General features: G+C 51.6%; 20 protein-coding genes. 7 read left to right on the forward strand and 13 right to left on the reverse strand.

Going from position 1 to position 20,686, the window contains the following annotated elements; genetic code table 11:
* Positions 1–2: 2 nt before the first annotated feature.
* The 7 genes from AC6I8E_RS11130 to AC6I8E_RS11160 all read right to left on the reverse strand — a co-directional run bounded on the left by AC6I8E_RS11130 (position 3) and on the right by AC6I8E_RS11160 (position 12,196).
* A complete protein-coding gene (locus tag AC6I8E_RS11130) occupies positions 3–989 on the reverse strand; it encodes a D-cysteine desulfhydrase (RefSeq protein WP_497823977.1) in 987 nt (328 codons plus the stop codon).
* Between the two features lie 203 nt (positions 990–1,192).
* Positions 1,193–1,696: a flagella biosynthesis regulatory protein FliZ gene (gene fliZ, locus AC6I8E_RS11135; protein WP_008926851.1), complete on the reverse strand. Its 504-nt coding sequence runs from the start codon at positions 1,694–1,696 to the stop codon at positions 1,193–1,195.
* 50 nt (positions 1,697–1,746) lie between these two features.
* Positions 1,747–2,469, reverse strand: a complete 723-nt coding sequence (locus AC6I8E_RS11140) for an RNA polymerase sigma factor FliA (protein ID WP_003854529.1) — start codon at positions 2,467–2,469, stop codon at positions 1,747–1,749.
* Between the two features lie 142 nt (positions 2,470–2,611).
* Positions 2,612–3,580 (reverse strand): HNH endonuclease signature motif containing protein, encoded by a 969-nt coding sequence (locus AC6I8E_RS11145; protein WP_013358255.1) that lies wholly within the window; start codon positions 3,578–3,580, stop codon positions 2,612–2,614.
* Positions 3,581–3,751: 171 nt separating this feature from the next.
* Positions 3,752–7,150 carry a glycosyltransferase family 2 protein gene (locus AC6I8E_RS11150; protein ID WP_497823978.1) on the reverse strand — a complete coding sequence of 1,133 codons (3,399 nt, stop codon included), beginning with the start codon at positions 7,148–7,150 and terminating at the stop codon, positions 3,752–3,754.
* 110 nt (positions 7,151–7,260) lie between these two features.
* On the reverse strand, positions 7,261–10,782 hold the full coding sequence (locus AC6I8E_RS11155) for a glycosyltransferase (RefSeq protein WP_497823979.1): 3,522 nt from the start codon (positions 10,780–10,782) through the stop codon (positions 7,261–7,263).
* Positions 10,783–10,990: 208 nt separating this feature from the next.
* Positions 10,991–12,196 (reverse strand): FliC/FljB family flagellin, encoded by a 1,206-nt coding sequence (locus tag AC6I8E_RS11160; protein WP_497823980.1) that lies wholly within the window; start codon positions 12,194–12,196, stop codon positions 10,991–10,993.
* A gap of 336 nt (positions 12,197–12,532) precedes the next feature.
* On the opposite strand from AC6I8E_RS11160, the gene fliD reads away from it, so the two are divergent.
* From fliD to amyA, 4 genes are all read left to right on the forward strand, one after another.
* Entirely contained in the window at positions 12,533–13,951 is a 1,419-nt protein-coding gene (gene fliD / locus AC6I8E_RS11165; RefSeq protein ID WP_033733038.1) for a flagellar filament capping protein FliD, read from the forward strand.
* An 8-nt stretch (positions 13,952–13,959) separates the two neighbouring features.
* Entirely contained in the window at positions 13,960–14,367 is a 408-nt protein-coding gene (gene fliS, locus AC6I8E_RS11170; RefSeq protein ID WP_013358260.1) for a flagellar export chaperone FliS, read from the forward strand.
* The gene (gene fliT / locus AC6I8E_RS11175) at positions 14,367–14,732 is read left to right on the forward strand and encodes a flagella biosynthesis regulatory protein FliT (protein ID WP_095707012.1); all 366 of its coding nucleotides are present in this window, start codon (positions 14,367–14,369) and stop codon (positions 14,730–14,732) included. Before fliS ends, fliT begins: the two co-directional genes overlap by 1 nt.
* 101 nt (positions 14,733–14,833) lie before the next feature.
* Positions 14,834–16,315 carry an alpha-amylase gene (gene amyA / locus AC6I8E_RS11180; RefSeq protein WP_033783365.1) on the forward strand — a complete coding sequence of 494 codons (1,482 nt, stop codon included), beginning with the start codon at positions 14,834–14,836 and terminating at the stop codon, positions 16,313–16,315.
* A 71-nt stretch (positions 16,316–16,386) separates the two neighbouring features.
* Here the strand turns inward: amyA and yedD are convergent, their stop codons facing one another.
* Positions 16,387–16,860 carry a lipoprotein YedD gene (gene yedD / locus AC6I8E_RS11185; RefSeq protein ID WP_095707011.1) on the reverse strand — a complete coding sequence of 158 codons (474 nt, stop codon included), beginning with the start codon at positions 16,858–16,860 and terminating at the stop codon, positions 16,387–16,389.
* Positions 16,861–17,101: 241 nt separating this feature from the next.
* On the opposite strand from yedD, the gene AC6I8E_RS11190 reads away from it, so the two are divergent.
* Positions 17,102–17,425 carry a DUF6388 family protein gene (locus AC6I8E_RS11190; protein WP_008926858.1) on the forward strand — a complete coding sequence of 108 codons (324 nt, stop codon included), beginning with the start codon at positions 17,102–17,104 and terminating at the stop codon, positions 17,423–17,425.
* A gap of 191 nt (positions 17,426–17,616) precedes the next feature.
* On the opposite strand, the gene iraP is transcribed toward AC6I8E_RS11190, so the two are convergent.
* The gene (iraP, locus tag AC6I8E_RS11195) at positions 17,617–17,916 is read right to left on the reverse strand and encodes an anti-adapter protein IraP (protein WP_013358264.1); all 300 of its coding nucleotides are present in this window, start codon (positions 17,914–17,916) and stop codon (positions 17,617–17,619) included.
* A 175-nt stretch (positions 17,917–18,091) separates the two neighbouring features.
* Between iraP and AC6I8E_RS11200 the strand changes: the two genes are divergently transcribed.
* On the forward strand, positions 18,092–18,331 hold the full coding sequence (locus AC6I8E_RS11200; RefSeq protein ID WP_003854508.1) for a DinI-like family protein: 240 nt from the start codon (positions 18,092–18,094) through the stop codon (positions 18,329–18,331).
* A gap of 38 nt (positions 18,332–18,369) precedes the next feature.
* Here AC6I8E_RS11200 and AC6I8E_RS11205 read toward each other — a convergent pair whose 3' ends face one another.
* The 3 genes from AC6I8E_RS11205 to AC6I8E_RS11215 all read right to left on the reverse strand — a co-directional run bounded on the left by AC6I8E_RS11205 (position 18,370) and on the right by AC6I8E_RS11215 (position 19,499).
* Positions 18,370–18,636, reverse strand: a complete 267-nt coding sequence (locus tag AC6I8E_RS11205; protein WP_497823981.1) for a hypothetical protein — start codon at positions 18,634–18,636, stop codon at positions 18,370–18,372.
* Positions 18,637–18,787: 151 nt separating this feature from the next.
* Positions 18,788–19,129, reverse strand: a complete 342-nt coding sequence (locus tag AC6I8E_RS11210; RefSeq protein WP_013358266.1) for a hypothetical protein — start codon at positions 19,127–19,129, stop codon at positions 18,788–18,790.
* Positions 19,116–19,499 (reverse strand): hypothetical protein, encoded by a 384-nt coding sequence (locus tag AC6I8E_RS11215; protein ID WP_033783371.1) that lies wholly within the window; start codon positions 19,497–19,499, stop codon positions 19,116–19,118. Before AC6I8E_RS11215 ends, AC6I8E_RS11210 begins: the two co-directional genes overlap by 14 nt.
* A gap of 136 nt (positions 19,500–19,635) precedes the next feature.
* Between AC6I8E_RS11215 and AC6I8E_RS11220 the strand changes: the two genes are divergently transcribed.
* The gene (locus tag AC6I8E_RS11220; RefSeq protein ID WP_013358268.1) at positions 19,636–20,268 is read left to right on the forward strand and encodes a helix-turn-helix domain-containing protein; all 633 of its coding nucleotides are present in this window, start codon (positions 19,636–19,638) and stop codon (positions 20,266–20,268) included.
* Between the two features lie 65 nt (positions 20,269–20,333).
* On the opposite strand, the gene AC6I8E_RS11225 is transcribed toward AC6I8E_RS11220, so the two are convergent.
* A complete protein-coding gene (locus AC6I8E_RS11225; RefSeq protein WP_013358269.1) occupies positions 20,334–20,582 on the reverse strand; it encodes a hypothetical protein in 249 nt (82 codons plus the stop codon).
* Between the last annotated feature and the right edge of the window lie 104 nt (positions 20,583–20,686).

Genomic DNA, 20,686 nt, shown 5'->3' on the forward strand with positions numbered 1-20,686 from the left:
TCTCAGACCGAAGGATGATAAGCAAATAACGCCGGTGCGCCGCCCGTATGAATAAACAGCAGCGGGCCTTCACGGCGGAAACGATTCTGGTTGATGCCATCCAGCAATCCGGCCATCGCCTTGCCGGTATACACCGGGTCAAGCAGGATGCCTTCCAGCTGCGCCAGCAGTTTCACTGCCGCCATGCCTTCATCATTGGGTTCACCGTAGCGTGGCGCAAAATAGTCATCCCACAGCGTGATCGGTGCCGTAGCCTGCACTTCCAGCGTCTCCGCCAGCGACTGACGTAAACGCTCTACCAGCGGCAACTGCGCTTCGACCTGACGTGAAACGGTGACGCCGACCAGCTCAGTTTCCGGCAACAGATGCTCCAGGCCTACCGCCAGTCCGGCATGGGTGCCGGCACTGCCCGAGGCGACAACCACGGCGGCGAAATCGACCACGCCTTCGCTCTGATGGGCGATCTCCTGCGCGCACTCTACATAGCCTAGTGCACCCAGCGCATTTGAGCCGCCGACCGGCACAATGTAAGGGCGGAATCCCTGCGCTTCCAGACGCGTGGCCTCTTCTGCCAGCTGTTCAGTAGGGTTGTGCAGTGCATCAACCATAATCACTTCCGCGTTCATCAGGTCCAGCAACAGACGGTTGCCGTTGCTCAGATAGTTTTCAGCGTGGGTGCCAATCGGGTTTTCCAGCAGCGCCACACACTTCAGGCCAAGCCGGGCCGCGACGGCCGCCGTCTGACGCACATGGTTAGACTGGATTGCGCCCGCGGTCAACAGCACATCGGCGCCTTCGCGCAGCGCATCAGCTGCCAGGAACTCCAGCTTGCGCAGCTTGTTGCCGCCCATCGCTACCGGCGTGAAGTCATCACGTTTGATGAAAATATCGCGACCCAAATAGTCGGAAAGGCGTGGCAGGTGTTCTAACGGTGTGGGTGCGCCAAGCAGTTCAAGACGCGGGAATTGATGTAACAGATGTAAAGACAATGCTGCCTCCGGTCGGGCATGAAAATTATCCTTACAGTGTTGCAGAAGATGCGAAAAGGATCACTCTGATTCAGGTGACAGCAGATGCGGTAGTAAAAAGACGAGAAGAAAGAAGCGCCGTGCTCCCCCTTCCCTTAACCCGGCTGGCAGGTAAGGGATAACGTGCCGGAGGCACGCGGGGGAGCAATCGGTGCAGAACAGGCTTACGCCTGCTGCCAGCCTAAGAACTGATCGTACTTGCGCAGCGCGATACGGTAATTGTTATTACCGGCATCGGGCAAATCGCTTTCCAGACACTGATGCCAGCTATTTCCTTTAAGCTTTTCGGCCGGGAAATTTTTGGCTTTCAGCATCTCATCCAGTCGACGCAGACGCACCACATATTCACGAATCGTGCTGGGGCTCATCTCTGTCTGTTCAAACAAATATTGTTTAAACGCCATAATGTCGAAGTAATTAGGATGGGTATTACAAAAAATATCACTACAAAAACGACAAAGCGCGGTCAGTTCGGGCTGAAGTTTCAGCCACAGCTGCTCATCAATCATCTGGTCCATCCGTGCGATGGCCTCTTTATTGATGATCTGGCCACGAAAAACGAGCGCCATTCGATCTAATACCTTGCCACAGTGTGAACAGTTGCTCTGGCTGTGTTTATAGTCTTTAAGATAACGACTTAACGGTCTGGCCTTGGTCTTGGCTCCCATTACTGAGTCCCCGGTTTCTTATAATTTTGAATCGCCAGGAACTGATACTGCTAGCGCGCTCCCGCAAGTCGGGCCCGCAGGCGTTTAATCGCCTGACTGTGCAGCTGGCTGACACGGGATTCACCCACATCAAGTACCGCGCCAATCTCTTTCAGGTTCAGTTCTTCCTGGTAGTACAGTGTCAGCACCATCTTTTCACGATCGGGTAACGCTTCGATCGCTTCAATGACGCGCTCACGCAGACTCCCTTCTAACAGCTGGTGAAGCGGATTGGCCTCTTCATGGCCTTCCGTAACCAGCTCCGCGCTGTCGCCGTGCTCTTCCCGATACTCGTCGTAGGAGAAGAGTTGACTGTTGTTGGTGTCCAGCAGGATCTGCCGGTACTCCTCCATGGAAACATTCAGCTGCTGCGCCACTTCCTGCTCGGAAGCAGAACGCCCCAGCGACTGTTCCACTCTGTGCATTGCGCCCGCCACTTCACGTGCGTTACGACGCACGCTGCGTGGTGCCCAGTCCCGACTACGAAGCTCGTCGAGCATTGCGCCACGAATACGCTGCACGGCGTAGGTGGTGAAAGCTGTGCCCTGGAGCGCGTCGTAACGCTCTACGGCATTTAACAGCCCTATTCCACCTGCCTGCAGCAAGTCGTCAAGCTCAACGCTGGCCGGCAGGCGAACCTGCAGACGCAACGCTTCATGGCGCACCAGCGGCACGTAGCGCTGCCAGAGCGAATGCTTGTCCATCACGCCTTCGGCGGTATAGAAATCGTTCACGTTGACTACCCTGCGTTAATGAAGTTATCGGCATGATTATCCAATTCTGTAGCGTTTTCGATTGGCTGAATAGGCGGGGTAAAACGAGGCTATTTGATTTTTGTTAAGTCAGCGTGCAGTTATTTCTGCACGCTTCCTGAAATTAACGACGGGCGCGCAGCCGTTGCCGCGTGGCGGGCGGCACCGCAGCCCACAAACTGCAGACACGACCCTCCAGCTCCTGATACCAGGGCGCAATGTGCTGCCGCGCCTCCTCGCCGGGATGTACCTGAATCGTTCCTGATTCAGCATCAATGCTAATCAGTCGGTTAATAAATAGCCGCTGCAGATCGCTGCGTAAAAACAGGCCATTATCGATGCTGTTGTCTGCCAGGACACCGTCATCGCCCTCCTGCGTATCAATATGACAGGCTTCCACCCAAGGCCAGTTGTGCCGTTCGGTCAGCTCGGTGCCGGTCATCACGCAGGCACCGTAGCGCGCTTTGACACCGGCGCTGAATTCCGCCTGGCTGGCACGCTGCAGCACCCGTGCTTTCACGCGACGCCCCACTTCAGTGCCCGGCATCACTGCCGCAGGGACTTTGTGCTGCGGCGTACTGAGCACCACGATGAACTGAATACGCTGCGACTGTGGAAAACAGGGGTCCGCCTGCGGATTAAAGAGCTGCCAGTAGATGTCTTCATCATCCTGATGCATCAGCACCAGTTTGTAGCCGCGACTGTTTAACAGGTTCTGTGCCGTGGCAGATTGTGGATCGATCATCGCGAAGACCTGACTGCTGCCCATCACTTTCCACAGGTTGTCGCGCTTCTCGTTGTCGCTGCGACGAAAATAGAGGAAAGAGAGATTCTGCTTAAGGTAGTGCTCAAACCGGCGCAGATAATTTTTACGTTCGTTGTCATGGGAGATGAACAGCAGATCCTCGAGCGGACTGTTGCTCTCCTCCCGCGCAAATACCGCACGGATTTTCAGCGTGCGCAGGCCGGTTGACGGACTCAGCAATGCGCGCGCCGTCAGCTCTTTATCATCAGGGTATTGCAGCGCATAACGCCGGGCGATCTCATCGAAGGTCAGCTGCTCGCCCGGTAAAAGGTCATAATTGAAGCGCATAGACACTCCACAAAGTTAAAATCAAAAATGATGTTGTTCTGTGAGGAGTTATCGGCAGGCTGAGGGGGAACTGTAACGGGATGGGGAGTGTCACGCACTGCCAGCCAGCAGACAGAAATGCGGACACCCAAAAGTCGCAGCGATACCCCCAGCGTATCGCCCCGCACAATGCTAACATTCTCTACCGGTCATCCATACCGGCAGTTCTCCCGGCTGGTAGATCCAGCGGCTGTTGACTTCGTGATAGAGGTTTTCACCCAGACTGCGCATTGAAAGTGGATTGCCGATCATTTTGTTAATCACAAATCGCCACTGAGACGTTTTATTTTTAATGCGCTTAATACTCATTATTTCCTGATAGGCAGCATGATCGCTGGCCAGCACCGGATAGCCGCAGGCACCTAACTGCGCAATCACCCGGTGACCTTCTGCCTGATTAAGCAGGGAATCGGAAAGGGGTGCAAGCGCAAGAGTTAAGTGAAGCGACTGCAACATCTCCGCCACTCTGTTTTGCGGCACTTTACGATGGTACTCATGGATATAGGGCTTCCATGTGTCTGGGCAGGCACCATAAATAATCCAGCAGACATGGCCACTCATCTCTTTGATAAGCGGGTCAATAAGCTGCCAGTCTTCAGGCTGCAAATCGGTGAGCACAATACCGACTCTGGGCTTTGCGTCATTTTCGGCTGAACGATAATCAGGCTGAACGAGTCCCTGCCAGTCCGTGCCAAGCTTATCCTCCTGAAGGAGGATGTTTTTGTTGCTGAAAAGTTTCAGCGCAGCGGCATTCCTTACCACCAGCACGTCGGCGCCCTGTATAATCGCATCACGATCATGCTGATGACTGTTCGTGCTAAACGACGCCCGGGTTATGTCAACAATGAAACGGGTGTCAGGGAAAAGATGCCGGTTCTGTAACAGCCGCACCTGTCTGTTGACCATCACATCGCTCAGCACAAGACACTCAGGTTTTAGTCTGTAAAGTTCACCGGCAGATAAACGATGAGTGACCAGAGTATGTAAGCCGTTTGCAGAGTGGGTAATCGCCTGATGACGATCTTTGACACGCTGCATTTCCGCGAAGTCTTCGGGATCAGACAAAAATAACGCATCGGGTTTTAAGCCCAGCCGGGCCGCTATCAACGCGCTATTATTCTCCCGTACAAAACGCTCACCACTCCAGGAGAGGTTAGGATTGATAACAGGATCGCGGGCTAACCGGTCAATCCACTGGGCTGTAAAGAGCGCAGTGCCGGGGATAAGTTCTGCGTCTGACATGATTTCATCGCAACATACCCGCGACTGGGGAACGGCTAACATGACAGATTCTTTTACTGACGCCCTTAACAGCAGATCGCTGACTGCCTCATGGACGGTAGTGAACTGTTCATTAAGCCCTCCTGCCTGATGGCAGGCTGCGGTTCTTAACATGATACATTCGCTGCTGAGCAGTAAATAGTGTTGCGGAACTATCTGTTCCGGGCAGTGCGTCCCGTCTGCTGCCTTGAACTGCTCATAGTGGCAGCGTACCGCCCCATCAATAATGCCCGGGGAGTAGAGGTGGTGACGTTTATCAGTTAAAAATGGCGCGCAGGCGAGGAGTTCAGGCCGCCCGCAATGGTTCAGCAATGCGTTCAGCCAGGCTTTATTGTTAAAATAAACCCCACTGGAAAGATAAAGTGTAAAGTCGCCACTTGCCACTGAGAGAGCATAATTCAACGCGCTGACGGCGCTGATTTTTTCATCGACAAAAAAGACTCTGAAGCTATCCTCATTAATAGCTGACAGTGAGGATAGCCACGGTCTGATGCTCTCGTCATCTGACAGGTTATCGATGAAAATTATTTCATAGGCTGTATTTGTAACGGTATCAACAAAGGTCGACAGCATCCGCTTAACCTGATCAATTTCATTTTCGACGATGATAACGACGGTAAGCTTCTTTATTCCCGCAGCATTATAATTTATAGCAAAAGCATTATTCTCTTTTTCAATCGAAGCATGGCTGTACCCTCTGTGGGCCAGGTGTTCTGCCACCAATGCCTGCTCTGAAGATGGGTGATTATTGCCGGTTGATAACAGCCCAAGCACAGGCAGAGGGATATGCTGAATATCCGCAATCAGTCCCGCATTGGCCAGCTGCAATAAAAAATCCACCTCTACCGTCTGGTGTGAAATATCACGCGATTTAACTATTTCGATGCACAATTCACTTCTGAAGAATGCACCCCGGGCAAAGCGTTCCGGCATCGCTAAAAAGTAGTCCGGATCAAAATCAGGCAGGAATAGCGACGCTATATCCTCCTCCCTGTTCAGGATCATTCTGTCCGTATAAAAGGCCAGCGCTGAACTGATCTTTTCTGTGAAAAGAGGGAGACTGGAGAAAATATCCGGGTAAATCCTGTCACCCGAACGCAGGAACAGGACCCACTCATTCGGGTCTTCAGCAAGCAGGTTGCTCAACCATTTTCTGAGGCTTTGCTGTTGTTGAATATCTTCGCCGCGAACCGCTGTGGGATAAATGGCAACATCCAGCCCCAGGGGAGCCAGTGATGAAAGGGTGGTGTCCAGCGCCTGCTGCGAGTGAGTATCATCCAGAACCACAGCCCTGACGGATAAACGGGTATTCGCTTCAGCCAGAGAACATTTCTGTACGGGATAATGGGCAAGCCACTGCCGATCTGAAACGAACTTCTCTTCACTTTTTTTCTGCGCCACCTTCTGCGTTTTACTGAAAAAGTGCATAAGCTGCTGCAAGAAGTTGGCTTCAAATTTTCTCATGTGCTCGCGAACCTGATAAAGCTGGTCTCGCGTACTCTGCAATTCGACGGGATCGTCACTAAAGCAGACCCCCGCCCCGCCCATATCGCGAATCGAAGCGTCGGAGATGGCGAGTTTTTCATAACCCGGGGAGACCAGAGAAACCACCGGCACCCCACACAGCGCAGCGAGGTTACAGGTTCCGGACCATTCAAAGGTGTACATCACCGTGGCCGACTTTAAAATCTCTGCCAGCTCTGCCAGAGGACGAGGATTTTTAACCGATATAATAGTGATATCGTCGGGCAAGGCAGTGAAATCAACTTTCTCTTCGGGTACGCGATTCAGATAAAGAAGTTTTGTCGTTTTTACTTTGCCGTCATCCGAGAACATCTCTAAATCCGGGCCTACCATCGTTAAAAAATCAACGTCAGGTTCTTTCACAATCAGCTGTGAGCTATACCAGAAAAAGAGATCCTCTTCTGTTTCATTAAGACGATTGCCATTGAGCAGTGCTTCATGATTTAACATGTAGCGCACGCAGACGTCAGCCTTAATCGGATTACCCGAATAAATTTCAGGATAAACAGCAATGGGGATCAGCTCCAATTTTTTATGCCGATCATAAATTTCAACATCCAGCTTTGGGGTATTCCAGGCAGGATTGGTGATATCGCTATTTACCATCCACGCATTGCCGCCATGCAGATTGATCTGATGACAGAGTTTATGCAAAGCCTGAATACCGCCGGATGATTCCCGATAGTCAGGTGAAAAGATATAATAAGGGTGCCTTAATTCAGACATTGCCACTCCTGCCAGCCACATTTAAAAATGAGTCAACCGCTCTCTGTTCTGATTTTTCAGGCTGGCGCAACGCTATCCGCAAGCCTGAAAACGCCCTATCGGGAAAGGGATCAGGGCTGCCACGCTTTAGCCCACAAGCGCAGGTTTTCCCCTGTCATCATCCAGTTACTACGAATCTCAGCCTGCAACGCCTTGCCCATTTTTGCACTGGCATCCGGGTCAGCAAGGTGCATGCGGATAGCATCGCGCCAGTCAATAAACCGGTTACTGACGCGTGTAACCGGAAGATCATCGTCCCGATAACAGGCCACGTTGCTGCAGATAACCGGCACGCCACAGGCACCATATTCCAGCAACCTCAGATTACTTTTGCAGGCGTTAAAAATATTGTCTTCAACCGGGGCCAGCGCCAGATCGAGATTTAACGACGCGAGCGCGGCAGGATACAGACCGAGGTCAACACCACTGTGTATTTCGTGTACATAAGGGCGCAGTTTGTCCGGGCACATCCCCATAAAGACCCATTCAACATCCTCTGAAAATTCACGAATGATATCGAAGATCATCTCAAGATCGCCACGATGGCTGACACCACCAGCCCAGCCCACGCGCGGTTTTTTACCCTGCTGACGTAGGGATTCAAGTTTTCCCCAAGCATCCAGAGGAAGTCGGTTATTGACCACAACAATGTCAGGATGCATATCACGCATTGCGTCAGCCAGGGGCGCAGTAGAGACGACAAAGCGATCAAAATAGCTGAGACTTTTACGGATTAATTTTGCCGTCTCCTGCTTATACGCACGCCGGCCGTGATGTTTCATAGGCAAATTAATAATGTAATCGTCCAGCTCAAATACTTTGAAAACGTTATGAAGCTTGTCGATCCGCTCCATCCAGTTATGGAAGGCGGGTGAATAACGGCGCTGAATGATCAGACTATCGGGTCTGAACTGCCCCATCTCACTTAACGTCAGAAGTGTCATGCCGCATTTTCCCTGCGCAATGCCTTCCGCGACCATCGCCTCAAACGGTTGTGTGATGCGGTAGTGACCGCAACCATAAACATCGGCATTGTGCACCAGGAATGAGGGCAGATTCTCTGCTTTGAACGGCTGCCAGTTGGTATCATCATTTCTTAGTTCAAAGTGACGACTTCGCATTGAGAGGTTGGGGTTATACGCAGGGTCACTGGCGACAACCGGCATCCATTCAGCATAAATTTTGTCTTCTTCCAGCTGCTTTAATTTACTGGACGTCTGCACCGACTCATCCGGGAATGGGCTGGTGCGTGCTGCGGGGCGATGCAGTCGGGCATAAGGTGTCCAGACCGTCAGATAGCCCTGCTCCCGTGCTTTCAGGCACAGGTCAACGTCTGCGTACAGACGCTTTTCCTGATCAAACCCACCCAGTTCATCGAATATCGATCTGCGCATCAGCACCAGATCACCCGATACGGCGCTGTAATTCTGGTCGACATTCATGCGTCCCAGATAATTGGGGGCGTTGTCGTCATTGCCCCTGAAGACTTCGCCCACTGCACCGTTTACACCAAGGATGTATCCCGCATGCCTGATTTTATTGTCAGACGAGAGATGCTTTCCTCCAACGGCAAAGACTTCGGGCCGCTGACCATGATTGAGAAGATTGTCGACCCATTCACCGTCAGTGACCGCCATTTCACAATGCATGAAAAGCAGATAGTCACCAATGGCCTGTTCAGCGGCAAGATTAGCCATTGCGCTGTAACTGAATGCGCCATCGAAACGCCCTGTTTTTATGCGTGCAGGATCAACCTGACCGATATCTGCTAACCACTTATCACGCTCAGGCGTCCCCTGGTTATCGCAGATGATGATCAGTTCATAGCGATGCCAGGTGGTTTTTTCCAGCACAGTCGTGACGCAACTAATCAGCGACGCCAGATGCCAGTTAGCCAGAATGACAATGGAGACAAGCGGCTTATCAGGATGATTGTAACGTAAGCGATAATTGAAGAATTTATCTAATGCCGCCCGTCCCTCTGGATAGCCACGGTTATGCAGATGCCGCTCAATGATAGCCACATCTTCGATGATGCTTCTGCTTTGCAGATGGCCGGTTAACAACGGCTCAGCCAGGTGACCAATCCCGTCAAAACCCTGAGATTCGATCAGTTTAATGATGAGATCAAACTCAGCCGAAGCGGGATACTGCGTATCCAGACCTTCCGCCGCTAAAAGCAATTCCCGCCGGAACAACCAGTGTTGTGCCATTGTTTTGGGGGAACTGAGCAGTAAGTCGAGATTAAAATCGGGCCTGAACGCTGCACCGGTCGGTGCATTGTCAATATAGAAAAACTCATCTGCGTAGAGGGCCAGATAGGGGTTCTGCACCAGGAGCAGGTTACTTAACGCAATCAATCCAGAGGCGTGCAGTTGCGTGGTTGCCTCAAGCAACATGAACCAGTGATCTTCACGTGACTGAATAATGTGATTAATGACGCTGATTCGACTCTGCTCTGTTGCGGTAAAACATTCCACTTCAGTGTCAGGAGTCACATCGACGGTAATAATGACCGGTTCGAACTGCACGCCTGCTGTCACTGTCTGACAGATTGAATTTAACAGCGCATCCAGCCCGGCCACGGTCTCCTGCGTAACGGTAATAATGAATGCCACGCTGATGGGATGCGGCTGTGTAGCGGCAAGCGCCGTTGACATTCTTTGTTGCAGAGGATTCAGCGTGCGTGAACGTCGCCATGCCGCAAGCATGTCGAGGGTAAAGTTCGTCTGCTGCTCTTCGGCAAGATTTTTTAAGCTAAATTCATCAGGCCGGTCAAAAGAGGCGACACGCGCCAGATGGGGAGCATGGTCGACATCATCAAACCCGCTCTCTTCACGGATTTTTTCATACAGGACCTCACGGCCATTTCTGAAGATGTCATCACCTTCACGCTGATGAGGCTGATGTTCAACATCTGAAGCCCGCACACTGCAGAGCGGCGCAGAAAACCAGAGAAGATGAGTGTGGCGCAGCTGGTTGTGAAAAATAACCAGCACCGGCACCGCCTGCAGTGCCGGATCACCGGTTGTAAGCAGTGACTGATCGATAAGGCTGAGGGTGAGATCTTCCCGATAGAACATCGCGGCACTCATCTCTCCCGGCAGACTATACGCTTTCAGTGTCTGATTACGCAGCAAATCCTGACCATTGATAATGAGATTTTCACGGTGCAAAGCCGATGTTGAGATAAGGTCAGGCAGCCATTCGCCCAGCGGCCCTACCCGCTCGCGACGGGAAACAGCAACACGGCATGCCGGAAAGGCAGCTAATCCTGACACTAAGTCAGAGACACAGCAGGGCTTCAGGAGATCGGCATCTGACAGAAACTTGATATATTTACCGCGCGCCGCGCCAACAGCAGCCGGATAAACCGTTACCGTTCCGCTATCAATTTTCAGATAACGGAGCTTATCGCCGTGCTGCGGAAGATAGCGCTGTAACTTCTGGTGAATAAATGGAGCATCACTCTCATCCGCGACGATGATTTCGATATGCGGATAATCCTGACTAAGCGCGCTATCGAGTGCGTTAGTGAACCAGGCTGAAGCGCGTGCGGTAATAATGATGCTGACCAGATCATGTTGATGCATTTTACTCTCTCTCACTGACTCCTCTCAGTCAGGAACGACTGAGAGCAGCGCACAATTTGCTTTAGCATAATCTTTGTGCCTGGGTTCAATCGGAGAAGTAAAACAGCAAAGAGGGCCTAATCTGCCAGAACGGCAGCGCAGGGCTATTTTTCAGCCATAAAAAAACCCCGCCGAGGCGGGGTTTTCACGTCGATTCTGAAAGAATCGATTAGCCCTGCAGCAGAGACAGAACCTGCTGTGGAACCTGGTTAGCTTTCGCCAACACGGAGTTACCAGCCTGCTGTACGATCTGCGCTTTAGACATGTTTGAAACTTCAGTTGCGTAGTCAGCATCCTGGATACGAGACTGTGCAGCTGACAGGTTAGTCGTGGTGTTGCTCAGGTTAGTCACGGCTGAGTTCAGACGGTTCTGAATCGCACCCAGTGAAGAACGGAACTTATCCACGCTTGCAATCGCATCATCCAGCTTAGCCAGTGGGTTAGCGGATGAACCAGAGGTCAGGCTAGACAGACTCATGTTAGTCGTGTCCAGTTTGAACGCTGCAGTGCCAGTAGTGGTTGTGGTATCAGCTGACTGCGGGTCAACAGCAACAAAGAAAGTTTTAGCATTTGCAGCGCCGCTGGCGATATCAAAGCCGTTTGCTTTCAGGTTGTTAGTTTCAGCATCGCTTGCTGATGCAACAGTGACTTTAGCAAACATTTTGCCGTTGTCATCTTTATATACGCTGCCAGAATCTACAGTCACACCAGATGAGGCAACACCCAGACGGGTAGACAGCTCATTAGCAGTTGATTCAGCAACAGTTGCGCCAGTTACGTTGGTAGTAGAACCGTAAGCCGCTTTGAATTCTGTTGCGCCAGCTGCAGTTGGGGTACCAGCAGGACCGTTCACGTTGAAGCTATCCAGACCCAGGGTCTTAGAGTCGATTTTTTTCAGGTCGATAGTGATGGTTTCGCCATCGTTAGCGCCAACCTGGATGTTCATTTTGCCGTCTTTAGCCAGCACGTTCACGCCGTTGAACTGAGTCTGACCCGATACGCGGTCAATCTCGTCCAGACGTGATTTGATTTCGTCCTGGATTGAAGATTTGTCAGAATCTGAGTTAGTACCGCTTGAAGCCTGTACAGTCAGCTCACGGATACGCTGTAAGTTGTTGTTGATTTCTGACAGCGCGCCTTCAGTAGTCTGCGCAGCAGAGATACCGTCGTTGGCGTTACGAGCAGCCTGAGTCAGGCCCTTGATGTTAGAGGTGAAACGGTTGGCAATCGCCTGACCAGCAGCGTCATCTTTCGCGCTGTTGATACGTAAACCAGAAGACAGACGCTCCATTGAAGTAGACAGAGCTGACTGGTTCTTGTTGATGTTGTTCTGAGTGATCAGCGAGAGGCTGTTGGTATTAATGACTTGGGCCATGATAAATTTTCCTGTTAATCAAGTCTTTCGGTTAAGGTGTGGGCTTCAACCCGCCGGCTTCAGCGCCGTCAAAGTTGTTATCGTCTGCCGTTTAACAACCTTTAGAATTTTTTTAGTACCAGGCGAATTTTTCTGCTTCAGCCTGTCACGTTTTAAGTTATCGCCACCCTGCCGAACTTCTTTAGACCTGATTCATTAATTTTCTAGTCGCTGAATTACCCTTCTCTATAGTGCTTATTTACCTCATTACCCTAAGGCAAATAACGTTAAACTTTCCTTATTCAAGGCCGATAACCCAGGTATCAATTTCCCTGTCGACCTTATAAAGGAATTAACATGGCTAGTATTTCTAACCTTGGTGTGGGTTCCGGCCTGCCACTCAGTACCATGCTTGACAGTCTGACCACCGCTGAAAAAGCGTCACTGACACCCATTTCAAAACAACAGTCAGCTTATACGGCTAAGCTCAGTGCCTATGCCACCCTGAAAAGTTCACTGACGACGTTTCAGACCGCGAACACTAAGCTAAACAGTGCTGATCTGTTTACCGCTACAACGGCCAGCAGTACTTCGACGGCGTTCAGTGCCACCACCTCTGGCAGCAGCACCGTCGCCGGTAAATATGCGATTAACGTTACGCAGCTGGCACAGGCGCAGGTACTTACCTCAGCAGTGCAGAGCAGCAGCACTACCGCACTGGGCGACAGCTCGGTGGCCAGCCGCAGCATCGCCATTACCTTAAAGGATGGCACCAGCAAAAGCGTGACGCTTTCGGCCGATCAGACTTCGCTTACCGGTATGCGTGACGCTATCAATGGTGCAAATGCCGGTATCACCGCCAGTATCATTAAGGTGTCAGACGGCAGTTTCCGCCTTTCCATGAGCGCCAATAAAACCGGCAGTGACAATGCGGTTGCAAAGATTGCCGTCACCGGCGACGACACGCTGCAGGGAATTGTCGGCTTTGACGCATCCGCCAGCAGCAATGTGATGACTGAAAGCGTTAAAGCGCAGAATGCCCAGCTGACGGTAAACAACGTTGCAATTGAAAACAGCAGCAACCAGATTAGTGATGCGCTGGAAGGGATTACTTTAAATCTGACTGCGCAGACGGTTGGCAGTCAGACGCTGACCATTACCAAAGACACGTCGAAAGCCTCAAGTGCCGTCAGTGCCTGGGTTGATGCCTACAATACGTTGCTGGATCAGTTCAATACCCTGACGAAATTCACCAAAGTCGATACTAACAGCGACGCACAGGACTCCAGCAATGGCGCCCTGCTGGGTGACAGCACGCTAAGGACTATTGAGACGCAGCTGAAAAGCATGCTCACCAATGCGCAAAGCTCATCGTCTTATAAATCGCTGGGTCAGATTGGTGTTACTACCGATCCTACCACCGGTTCATTAAAACTGGATTCGACCAAGCTGAGCGCCGCCCTGGATAAAGATGCGGCGGGCGTGAAAGAGATGATCGTGGGTGACGGTAAAACCGGCATTACTGCGAAAATTGACAGCAAACTGACTGACTGGCTGGCGACTAAAGGGATTGTTCAGGCGGCCACCGATGGTGTCAGCAAAACCCTGAATAACTTAACCACCCTTTACAACACCACCAGCGATCGCATTGATGCGGATATCGCACGCTACAAAACGCAGTTTACCCAGCTGGATCTGGCCATCAGTAAACTTAACTCGACCAGTACGTATCTGACGCAGCAGTTTGATACCTCAAGTTCTTCAAGTAAATCATAGGAGTGACCATGTACAGCGCTACAGGCACCAAAGCCTATGCAAAAATTGGCGTAGAAAGCGCCGTCATGAGCGCCAGCCAGCAGCAGCTGGTGATGATGCTGTTCGACGGCGCACTGAGCGCGTTAATCCGCGCACGTCTGTTTATGCAGGATGGCAATATTGAAGGCAAAGGCAGCTCTATTTCCAAAGCGATCAATATTATCGAGGCTGGCCTGAAAGAAGGCCTGACTGAAAATCAGGGTGATGAGCTGGCAGACAATCTGCTGGACCTTTACAACTACATGACGCGTCGTCTTTTGCATGCCAACCTGCATAATGATGTTGCAGCGGTGGAAGAGGTTGAAGGCCTGCTGCGCAACATCGCGGACGCGTGGAAAGAAGTGGTTCAATCTAACCTGATTCAGGACGCCGTTTAATGACTACTGCACCGCATCTGATTACCGTTTACCAACAGTTACTCGATCTCAGCCAGGGAATGCTGCGTCATGCAGTAAAAGGCGAATGGGATGAATTGATCAGCAGGGAGATGGAGTATGTCAGTGCGGTGCAGAACTTAGCCCAGTCGACAGAGGCGGTGTCGCCTTCGGCGCAGACGCAGGAGCAGTTACGTCCGGTCCTGCGCCGTATCCTCGACAACGAAAGTGAAGTGAAACGCCTGCTGCAGGCGCGTATGGATGAGCTGGCCTCGCTGGTCGGTCAGAACAGCCGTCAGAAATCGGTCATGTCCGCCTATGCCAGTCAGGGCGGCATTGTAATGGTGCCGCGCGAAACCCTCTCCTGATCCCCTGCTCTTCTACGCCGCCAGATTTATTTTTCTGCGCGGCGTCTCTTTTCTGCCGCTTACTCCATACTTGATTTTCATCATCCCCTGGAGTGTGGTACATGCAAAACCCAACGTTATTACAGTTTTTCCATTGGTATTACCCGGATGGCAGCAAACTGTGGCCGGAAGTTGCCGATCGCGCGGCCTGGCTCAGCGAAATTGGTATCACCATGGCGTGGCTGCCGCCAAGCTATAAAGGGGATTCGGGGGGTTATTCTGTCGGTTACGACAGCTACGATCTGTTCGATCTCGGGGAATTTGATCAGAAAGGCGGCGTTGCCACTAAATATGGCGACAAAACGCAATTACTGGCGGCGACAGAAGCTCTCCGTAGCCACAACGTTGGGGTGCTGCTGGATGTGGTGCTGAACCACAAAATGGGTGCTGACGAGAAAGAGGCGATCAGCGTTAACCGCGTCAATCCGGATAACCGTGATGAAATTTATGACGAGGTCGTGCCCTGCGAGGCCTGGACGAAATTCACCTTTCCGGCACGTGCCGGTGAGTATTCGAAATTTGTCTGGGACCACAAATGCTTTAGCGGCGTAGATCACATCGAAAACCCGGACGAAAATGGCGTCTTCAAAATCATCAACGATTACACCGCCGAAGGCTGGAACGATCAGGTCGATAACGAGCTGGGCAACTTCGACTACCTGATGGGTGCCAACATCGATTTCCGCAACAATGCGGTCAGGGAAGAGCTGAAATACTGGGCGCGCTGGGTGATGGAACAGGTGCCCTGCACCGGCTTCCGTCTGGATGCGGTAAAACATATCCCGGCCTGGTTCTATAAAGAGTGGATCGATCATATTCAGGAAGTCGCTGAAGAACCGATGTTTATCGTCGCGGAGTACTGGTCGTTCGAAACCGAGAAGCTGCAGGAGTATGTGCATCAGGTGGAAGGCAAAACCATGCTGTTTGATGCGCCACTGCATATGAACTTCCATCAGGCCTCAACCGCAGGCAGCGCCTACGACATGAGCCAGATTTTTGCTAACTCTCTGGTGGTGGCGGATCCGTGGCATGCCGTGACGATCGTGGCCAACCATGACACCCAGCCGCTGCAGTCGCTGGAAGCGCCGGTAGAGGCCTGGTTCAAACCGCTGGCCTATGCGCTGATCCTGCTGCGTGAGCAGGGCGTGCCGACCATTTTCTATCCTGACCTGTTCGGGGCGACTTACGAAGATGAAGGCGGCGACGGCGAGACGCACAAAATTGAGATGCCGGTCATTCCTGAACTCGAAGGATTAATCCGGGCGCGTCAGCAGTATGGCTGGGGCGTACAGACCGACTATTTTGATCATCCCAACTGCGTGGCGTTCAGCCGCAGCGGTACCGAAACGCAGCCTGGCTGTGTGGTGATCATGTCGAACGGCGATGCGGGCGAGAAAAGTGTGCCGATGGGCGAAGGCTTTGCCGGTAAGGTCTGGCGCGATCATCTGGGCAACCGTGAAGAGACCATTACCGCAGACGAGCACGGTACCGCAGTCTTTGTCTGTAACGGTGGCAGCGTCAGCGTCTGGGTAGTAGCAGAATAACTGACTGAGTAAACGTAAAACCGCCCCGGCAGACGCATGCGCTGCCGGGGCGGTTTTTTTATGGGCTGCGGTTACGACTGCGCGTTATGTTCAGTAATCGGCGTGCGCAGCAGCTGCGGTTCAATATTCTGAATCACTGCGGCTTTCGGCTGTTTAGCCACTTCATCCAGGGCCTGCTGACACTCTATTGTCGGACGCGCCACCTTGCGCAGGGTCAGACCGTCATAGTTGAGTTCGCTGTTATCGACGACCAGCGGCATCACGCGTATCCTGCGCGTCACGTTGACATAGTCACCGTTCAGACGGGTCAGTTTGCCTGGCTTCGCAATCACACGCATCCACTGACGGCAATCCAGCGTGCTGCCATCCGCATTGATAATCAGACTGGCCATGGCCTGTCCATTGATCAAGCTGCTCTGCGGGCCGACGGTTTGCCAGTTCCCCTGCAACTCAGCCGGTGCCGGCGTTTGTACCGCATTTTCATAATCGTTGATTTGCGCACAGCCACTCAGTGCAAGCGCGGCAATCAGCATCCACTTTTTCATGTTTAATCCCTAAGATCGCGTCAATGGCGGCTACGTTATAATTTTTCCACTGCGTAGCGCAAGGTATCTGGCTGTTCAGACACCCGCGAGCGGCTGTTTACAGCAGAATTTACCCTTGAGCCAGGAGACCGGTCAGCCTTTTGATCGGCAACTGGCCGTCTGAATGGGCTCTGGCACGCCTGACAAGCGGAAGACAACCCGATACACTAACGCGCTGCATCAGACTTTCAGGAATATAAATATGAAAACGCCAGAAGCCTACTATGCCCAGGCACGTGAAATGTTTTTTACCGCGCATCCCGACTTTCAGTCTGCACTGGATGAGTTGACGGAGAGTGATGCCCGTGCCGCTAATCTGTCGCTGCGACAGCTGCGTGAATGGCATGCCGAACGCATCTATGCAGCCTTTTTGCGGCAGAAAAATCTGGATGGGATGATTTTTTCTATTCAGCTCGCTGAGCCGGATAAAGCGGTAGCGGCTGAGGCTATCGAGACCTATCTTAAATCTCATGCTGAGTCGCTGGGGATGAGCTGGGAAGAGTTCTGCATCAAAAACGAGTTGTAATTTTCAATGCACAGGACAGGTGTAAATTACACCTTTCAGCCTGCCGTACAGCATCGGATGAAGCAGTAGAGTACAACGCGATACTTTCACGTCATGCCGCAGGTGAAGATTGCCCTTACAGGCAGAGCATCTTCACTGCCTCCGGAGAGGTTGCCGGGCTTTCCTCTCCGGAGGCGTATTGATAAATGGCCCTACTCTCGCTCTTCCGTGGCTTTGCCTTTCACTTCTACATAGCTTGCAACCGCCAGCAGACGATTGATGTGCGTCAGCAGCAGATCAACATCCGACTGCAGAAACTCGGTCGACGATTGCGAAGCGGTAATGATGGCATCCTGCACCGTTTCTGTAATGGTCAGCGAGTTGTCCTGTTTCGCTTGTACCAGCAGCGCTGCAACCAGCAGGGACTGCGCTTCAAGCTGCGCCGTCAGCTCTTTTGCGTCGACGTCCATCTTTGCCAGCTTTAGCAGAATATCAATGACCAGTTGTCGCATCGCGGACCTCCTGAAAAGTAAGCCGACATTATGTCGCGATGCGTGCGCATTTTGCTAGTCGAAGATTGAGGTTTGAGCGAGATAAAAATTTACGCGAAATCAGGGGTACTGCCTTGCTACTGTTTTTATTTACAGTATTATATATCAGCGATTTTGCCCTGAATGGATTGCCATCATGTTTGTTGAGTTGATTTATGACAAGCGCAACGTTGCCGGTTTACCGGGTGCTCGCGAGATGATTCGTGAGGAGCTGGAAAAGCGGGTACATCGGGTGTTTCCTGACATCGAAGTTAAGGTCAAGCCGATGGAACGTAACGCGATTGATACTGATTTAAGTAAGAACGATAAGGCGACAGTTGCGCGTATTGTTGAAGAGATGTTCGACGAAGCGGAAATGTGGCTGGTGGCCGACTAATCCTTTAGCGGCCACCGCATCAGTCAGCGGGAGATGAATCAGCTCTCCTGCTCACTGTGATTAATTTCAATCTCGATGTCCTGAATGGCGGCATCCAGATCTTCCAGCAGTTTCCCCTGCTTATTCAGTAACGCATCGATACGATCGGCGTTCGTTTTGTCTTTATACTCACCCGCATCAAACGATAACCAATGGCTGGACAGGGTTTCGGTGTTGGTCTGCGCATAGTGGCGCATCTCTTTCAACTGCGAAGTCACATCGCGCAGATAGTCATTTTTGGTCTTGGTTTCTGTTGAATCGCTCATGCTAAATTTCCTTCTGGTCAGTTATCAAAAGTGTTTAGGCTTAGCGGTTCATCTACCGGCCAATCAGCGGACGCCAGTTCAGATACAAAATGTCGTCCGGAGATTTAAAACTAGTCGATAATAGCGAAGCCGCACTAAGAATAATCGGAAGTTATGGTTTCTCCGTTGGTTTCGCGGATGGCACCTCCTTCTCAATCACGACTTCTTTCACTTTTGTGATCGTTTTGTCGGCGACGCGCTCCGGTATTACATCAAGCTTATGCTGTAAGGCTGCAACCTGACTGGTCAGCAAATCCACCCGGTCATCACGCCGCGCTGCAATGACCCGATAATCTGCCCGAATCTCCTCAACCCGCTTATTTGCCGTGTTACTGACGTAAACAAAAATAATTGTCATCAGAATGCAAATCATCGAACAGCTTAGCAGAATGCAGCCGAGGATAACTTTGCGCTGGTATGACATAGGTGCCTTAAGCCTGTTAATCGTTGACATCGCTGCGATCCTCCAGAGTTGAGATCAGCCGATCAATCTCATTACGAAATTTATCGTTCTGATCGGTTTCGGTCATTGCCAGTAAAATACCTACGGCATTCTTGATTAACCGCAGATCCGTTTCGAGTGTCGCAATACGTCGCAGATTTCTGTCATGACGTTCACGTAACTCATCGTTCTCCTCCCGTATCAACAGGTTGCTCTCTTTCAGCAATACCACCTGCTCTTTGTAGCTGGTAATAATTTCGCCGCCGGCTCGATTACTGGTTACGATTGACGCAATACCCGCCAATAACGGTTTCCAGAACAGTGCAGCCGCCCCCCCACCCAGAACTAATGCACCCATACTGGTAATCAGACTACTTTCCATGCCACACCCCTTTGTCCGGTAAGGTCTCTGGAACACACTGCGTGCAGAACAGCCACGTCCTCCACCCTGAATTTAAGATTGCTTAAATACCAGAGTTAAGTATACTTAAGTCAATCTCAACTAAAAAGTCAAGCTGATGAAAAACGAAACGCTGGGTGACCGCATCCGACTCCGACGTAAATCACTGCAATTAACGCAGAAGCAACTGGCGCAACAGGTAAAAGTTTCCCATGTAGCTATTTCACAATGGGAAAAAGAGGAGACGCTGCCGCGCGGTGAAAACCTGCTTCGGCTTGCCGAAGCGCTGGGCTGCACGCCGGCTTATCTGATAGATGGGGATGGTCCTGTTTTCAGCGAAAATAGCTGGGCTGGCCTGCACCAGATCCCGCTGCTTTCTCAGCGCGATGTCGCACAATGGCTGAACGACGCCAGCTCTGTGCGGCATGAGCTACTGATGCACAACGATATGGCGCTTTCGCAACAGAGTTTCGCCATCCGGGTAGAAGAACAGGCGATGACGCCCGCGATTCTGCGGGGGGATGTGGTGATCATTGATCCCAGCCTGGCACCTCAGCCCGGCGACTGCGTGCTGGCAATGCAGCAACAGAATGCCCTGCTGCGCACCTGGCGTCAGCGAGGCAGTGAAGAGGGTGTTGCGCAGTTTGAACTGGCTCCGGTCAATATCAACTTTCCCGAGCTGCATTCAAGCCGGGACAGCCTGCAACTGATTGGAACACTGGTTGAATTACGCCGCTATCGGCAGCCATAAAAAAACCCGCCGGGTGCGGGTTAGCTTTTCAGCGAACAACAGTCGCCAGAGTCATAGCCGTGCAACTACAGGGCGTCGACCAGTTGATCCACCACTACCTTGCCCTGCAAATCAGTCTGCATAATGCGATAGTTGACTGGCCATGAGCGGCGGGTGCTGAGTTTGTCGAACAGGGTCACGCCGCCTTTTTTGACACCCTGACGGCTCACAATGATCCACTCCGTCACCTCTTCCTGACCACGATTTCTCAGGCTCAGTGTGCGCTGTTCAATCAGCTGGTCTTCTGCTTCAATCTTTAAATAGTCTCGTAACATAATTTCTATCTCCTGGTAACGCAGGTCACTATATGCCTTTTATTAATCTCTTCAATCGAATTTATTTATCGACATTTTTATCGTCGGGAATGTGACCTGCCGCA

It is taken from the genome of Pantoea sp. X-Soil-YNGN-785 (genome assembly GCF_059730585.1).

Bases quoted from the DNA above. Each gene is read 5' to 3' on its own strand.
- fliZ (WP_008926851.1), bottom strand. From the start codon at position 1,696: ATGGGAGCCAAGACCAAGGCCAGACCGTTAAGTCGTTATCTTAAAGAC.
- AC6I8E_RS11145 (WP_013358255.1), bottom strand. From the start codon at position 3,580: ATGCGCTTCAATTATGACCTTTTACCGGGCGAGCAGCTGACCTTCGAT.
- AC6I8E_RS11150 (WP_497823978.1), bottom strand. From the start codon at position 7,150: ATGTCTGAATTAAGGCACCCTTATTATATCTTTTCACCTGACTATCGG.
- AC6I8E_RS11155 (WP_497823979.1), bottom strand. From the start codon at position 10,782: ATGCATCAACATGATCTGGTCAGCATCATTATTACCGCACGCGCTTCA.
- AC6I8E_RS11160 (WP_497823980.1), bottom strand. From the start codon at position 12,196: ATGGCCCAAGTCATTAATACCAACAGCCTCTCGCTGATCACTCAGAAC.
- fliD (WP_033733038.1), top strand. From the start codon at position 12,533: ATGGCTAGTATTTCTAACCTTGGTGTGGGTTCCGGCCTGCCACTCAGT.
- fliS (WP_013358260.1), top strand. From the start codon at position 13,960: ATGTACAGCGCTACAGGCACCAAAGCCTATGCAAAAATTGGCGTAGAA.
- fliT (WP_095707012.1), top strand. From the start codon at position 14,367: ATGACTACTGCACCGCATCTGATTACCGTTTACCAACAGTTACTCGAT.
- amyA (WP_033783365.1), top strand. From the start codon at position 14,834: ATGCAAAACCCAACGTTATTACAGTTTTTCCATTGGTATTACCCGGAT.
- yedD (WP_095707011.1), bottom strand. From the start codon at position 16,860: ATGAAAAAGTGGATGCTGATTGCCGCGCTTGCACTGAGTGGCTGTGCG.
- AC6I8E_RS11190 (WP_008926858.1), top strand. From the start codon at position 17,102: ATGAAAACGCCAGAAGCCTACTATGCCCAGGCACGTGAAATGTTTTTT.
- iraP (WP_013358264.1), bottom strand. From the start codon at position 17,916: ATGCGACAACTGGTCATTGATATTCTGCTAAAGCTGGCAAAGATGGAC.
- AC6I8E_RS11200 (WP_003854508.1), top strand. From the start codon at position 18,092: ATGTTTGTTGAGTTGATTTATGACAAGCGCAACGTTGCCGGTTTACCG.
- AC6I8E_RS11205 (WP_497823981.1), bottom strand. From the start codon at position 18,636: ATGAGCGATTCAACAGAAACCAAGACCAAAAATGACTATCTGCGCGAT.
- AC6I8E_RS11210 (WP_013358266.1), bottom strand. From the start codon at position 19,129: ATGTCAACGATTAACAGGCTTAAGGCACCTATGTCATACCAGCGCAAA.
- AC6I8E_RS11215 (WP_033783371.1), bottom strand. From the start codon at position 19,499: ATGGAAAGTAGTCTGATTACCAGTATGGGTGCATTAGTTCTGGGTGGG.
- AC6I8E_RS11220 (WP_013358268.1), top strand. From the start codon at position 19,636: ATGAAAAACGAAACGCTGGGTGACCGCATCCGACTCCGACGTAAATCA.
- AC6I8E_RS11225 (WP_013358269.1), bottom strand. From the start codon at position 20,582: ATGTTACGAGACTATTTAAAGATTGAAGCAGAAGACCAGCTGATTGAA.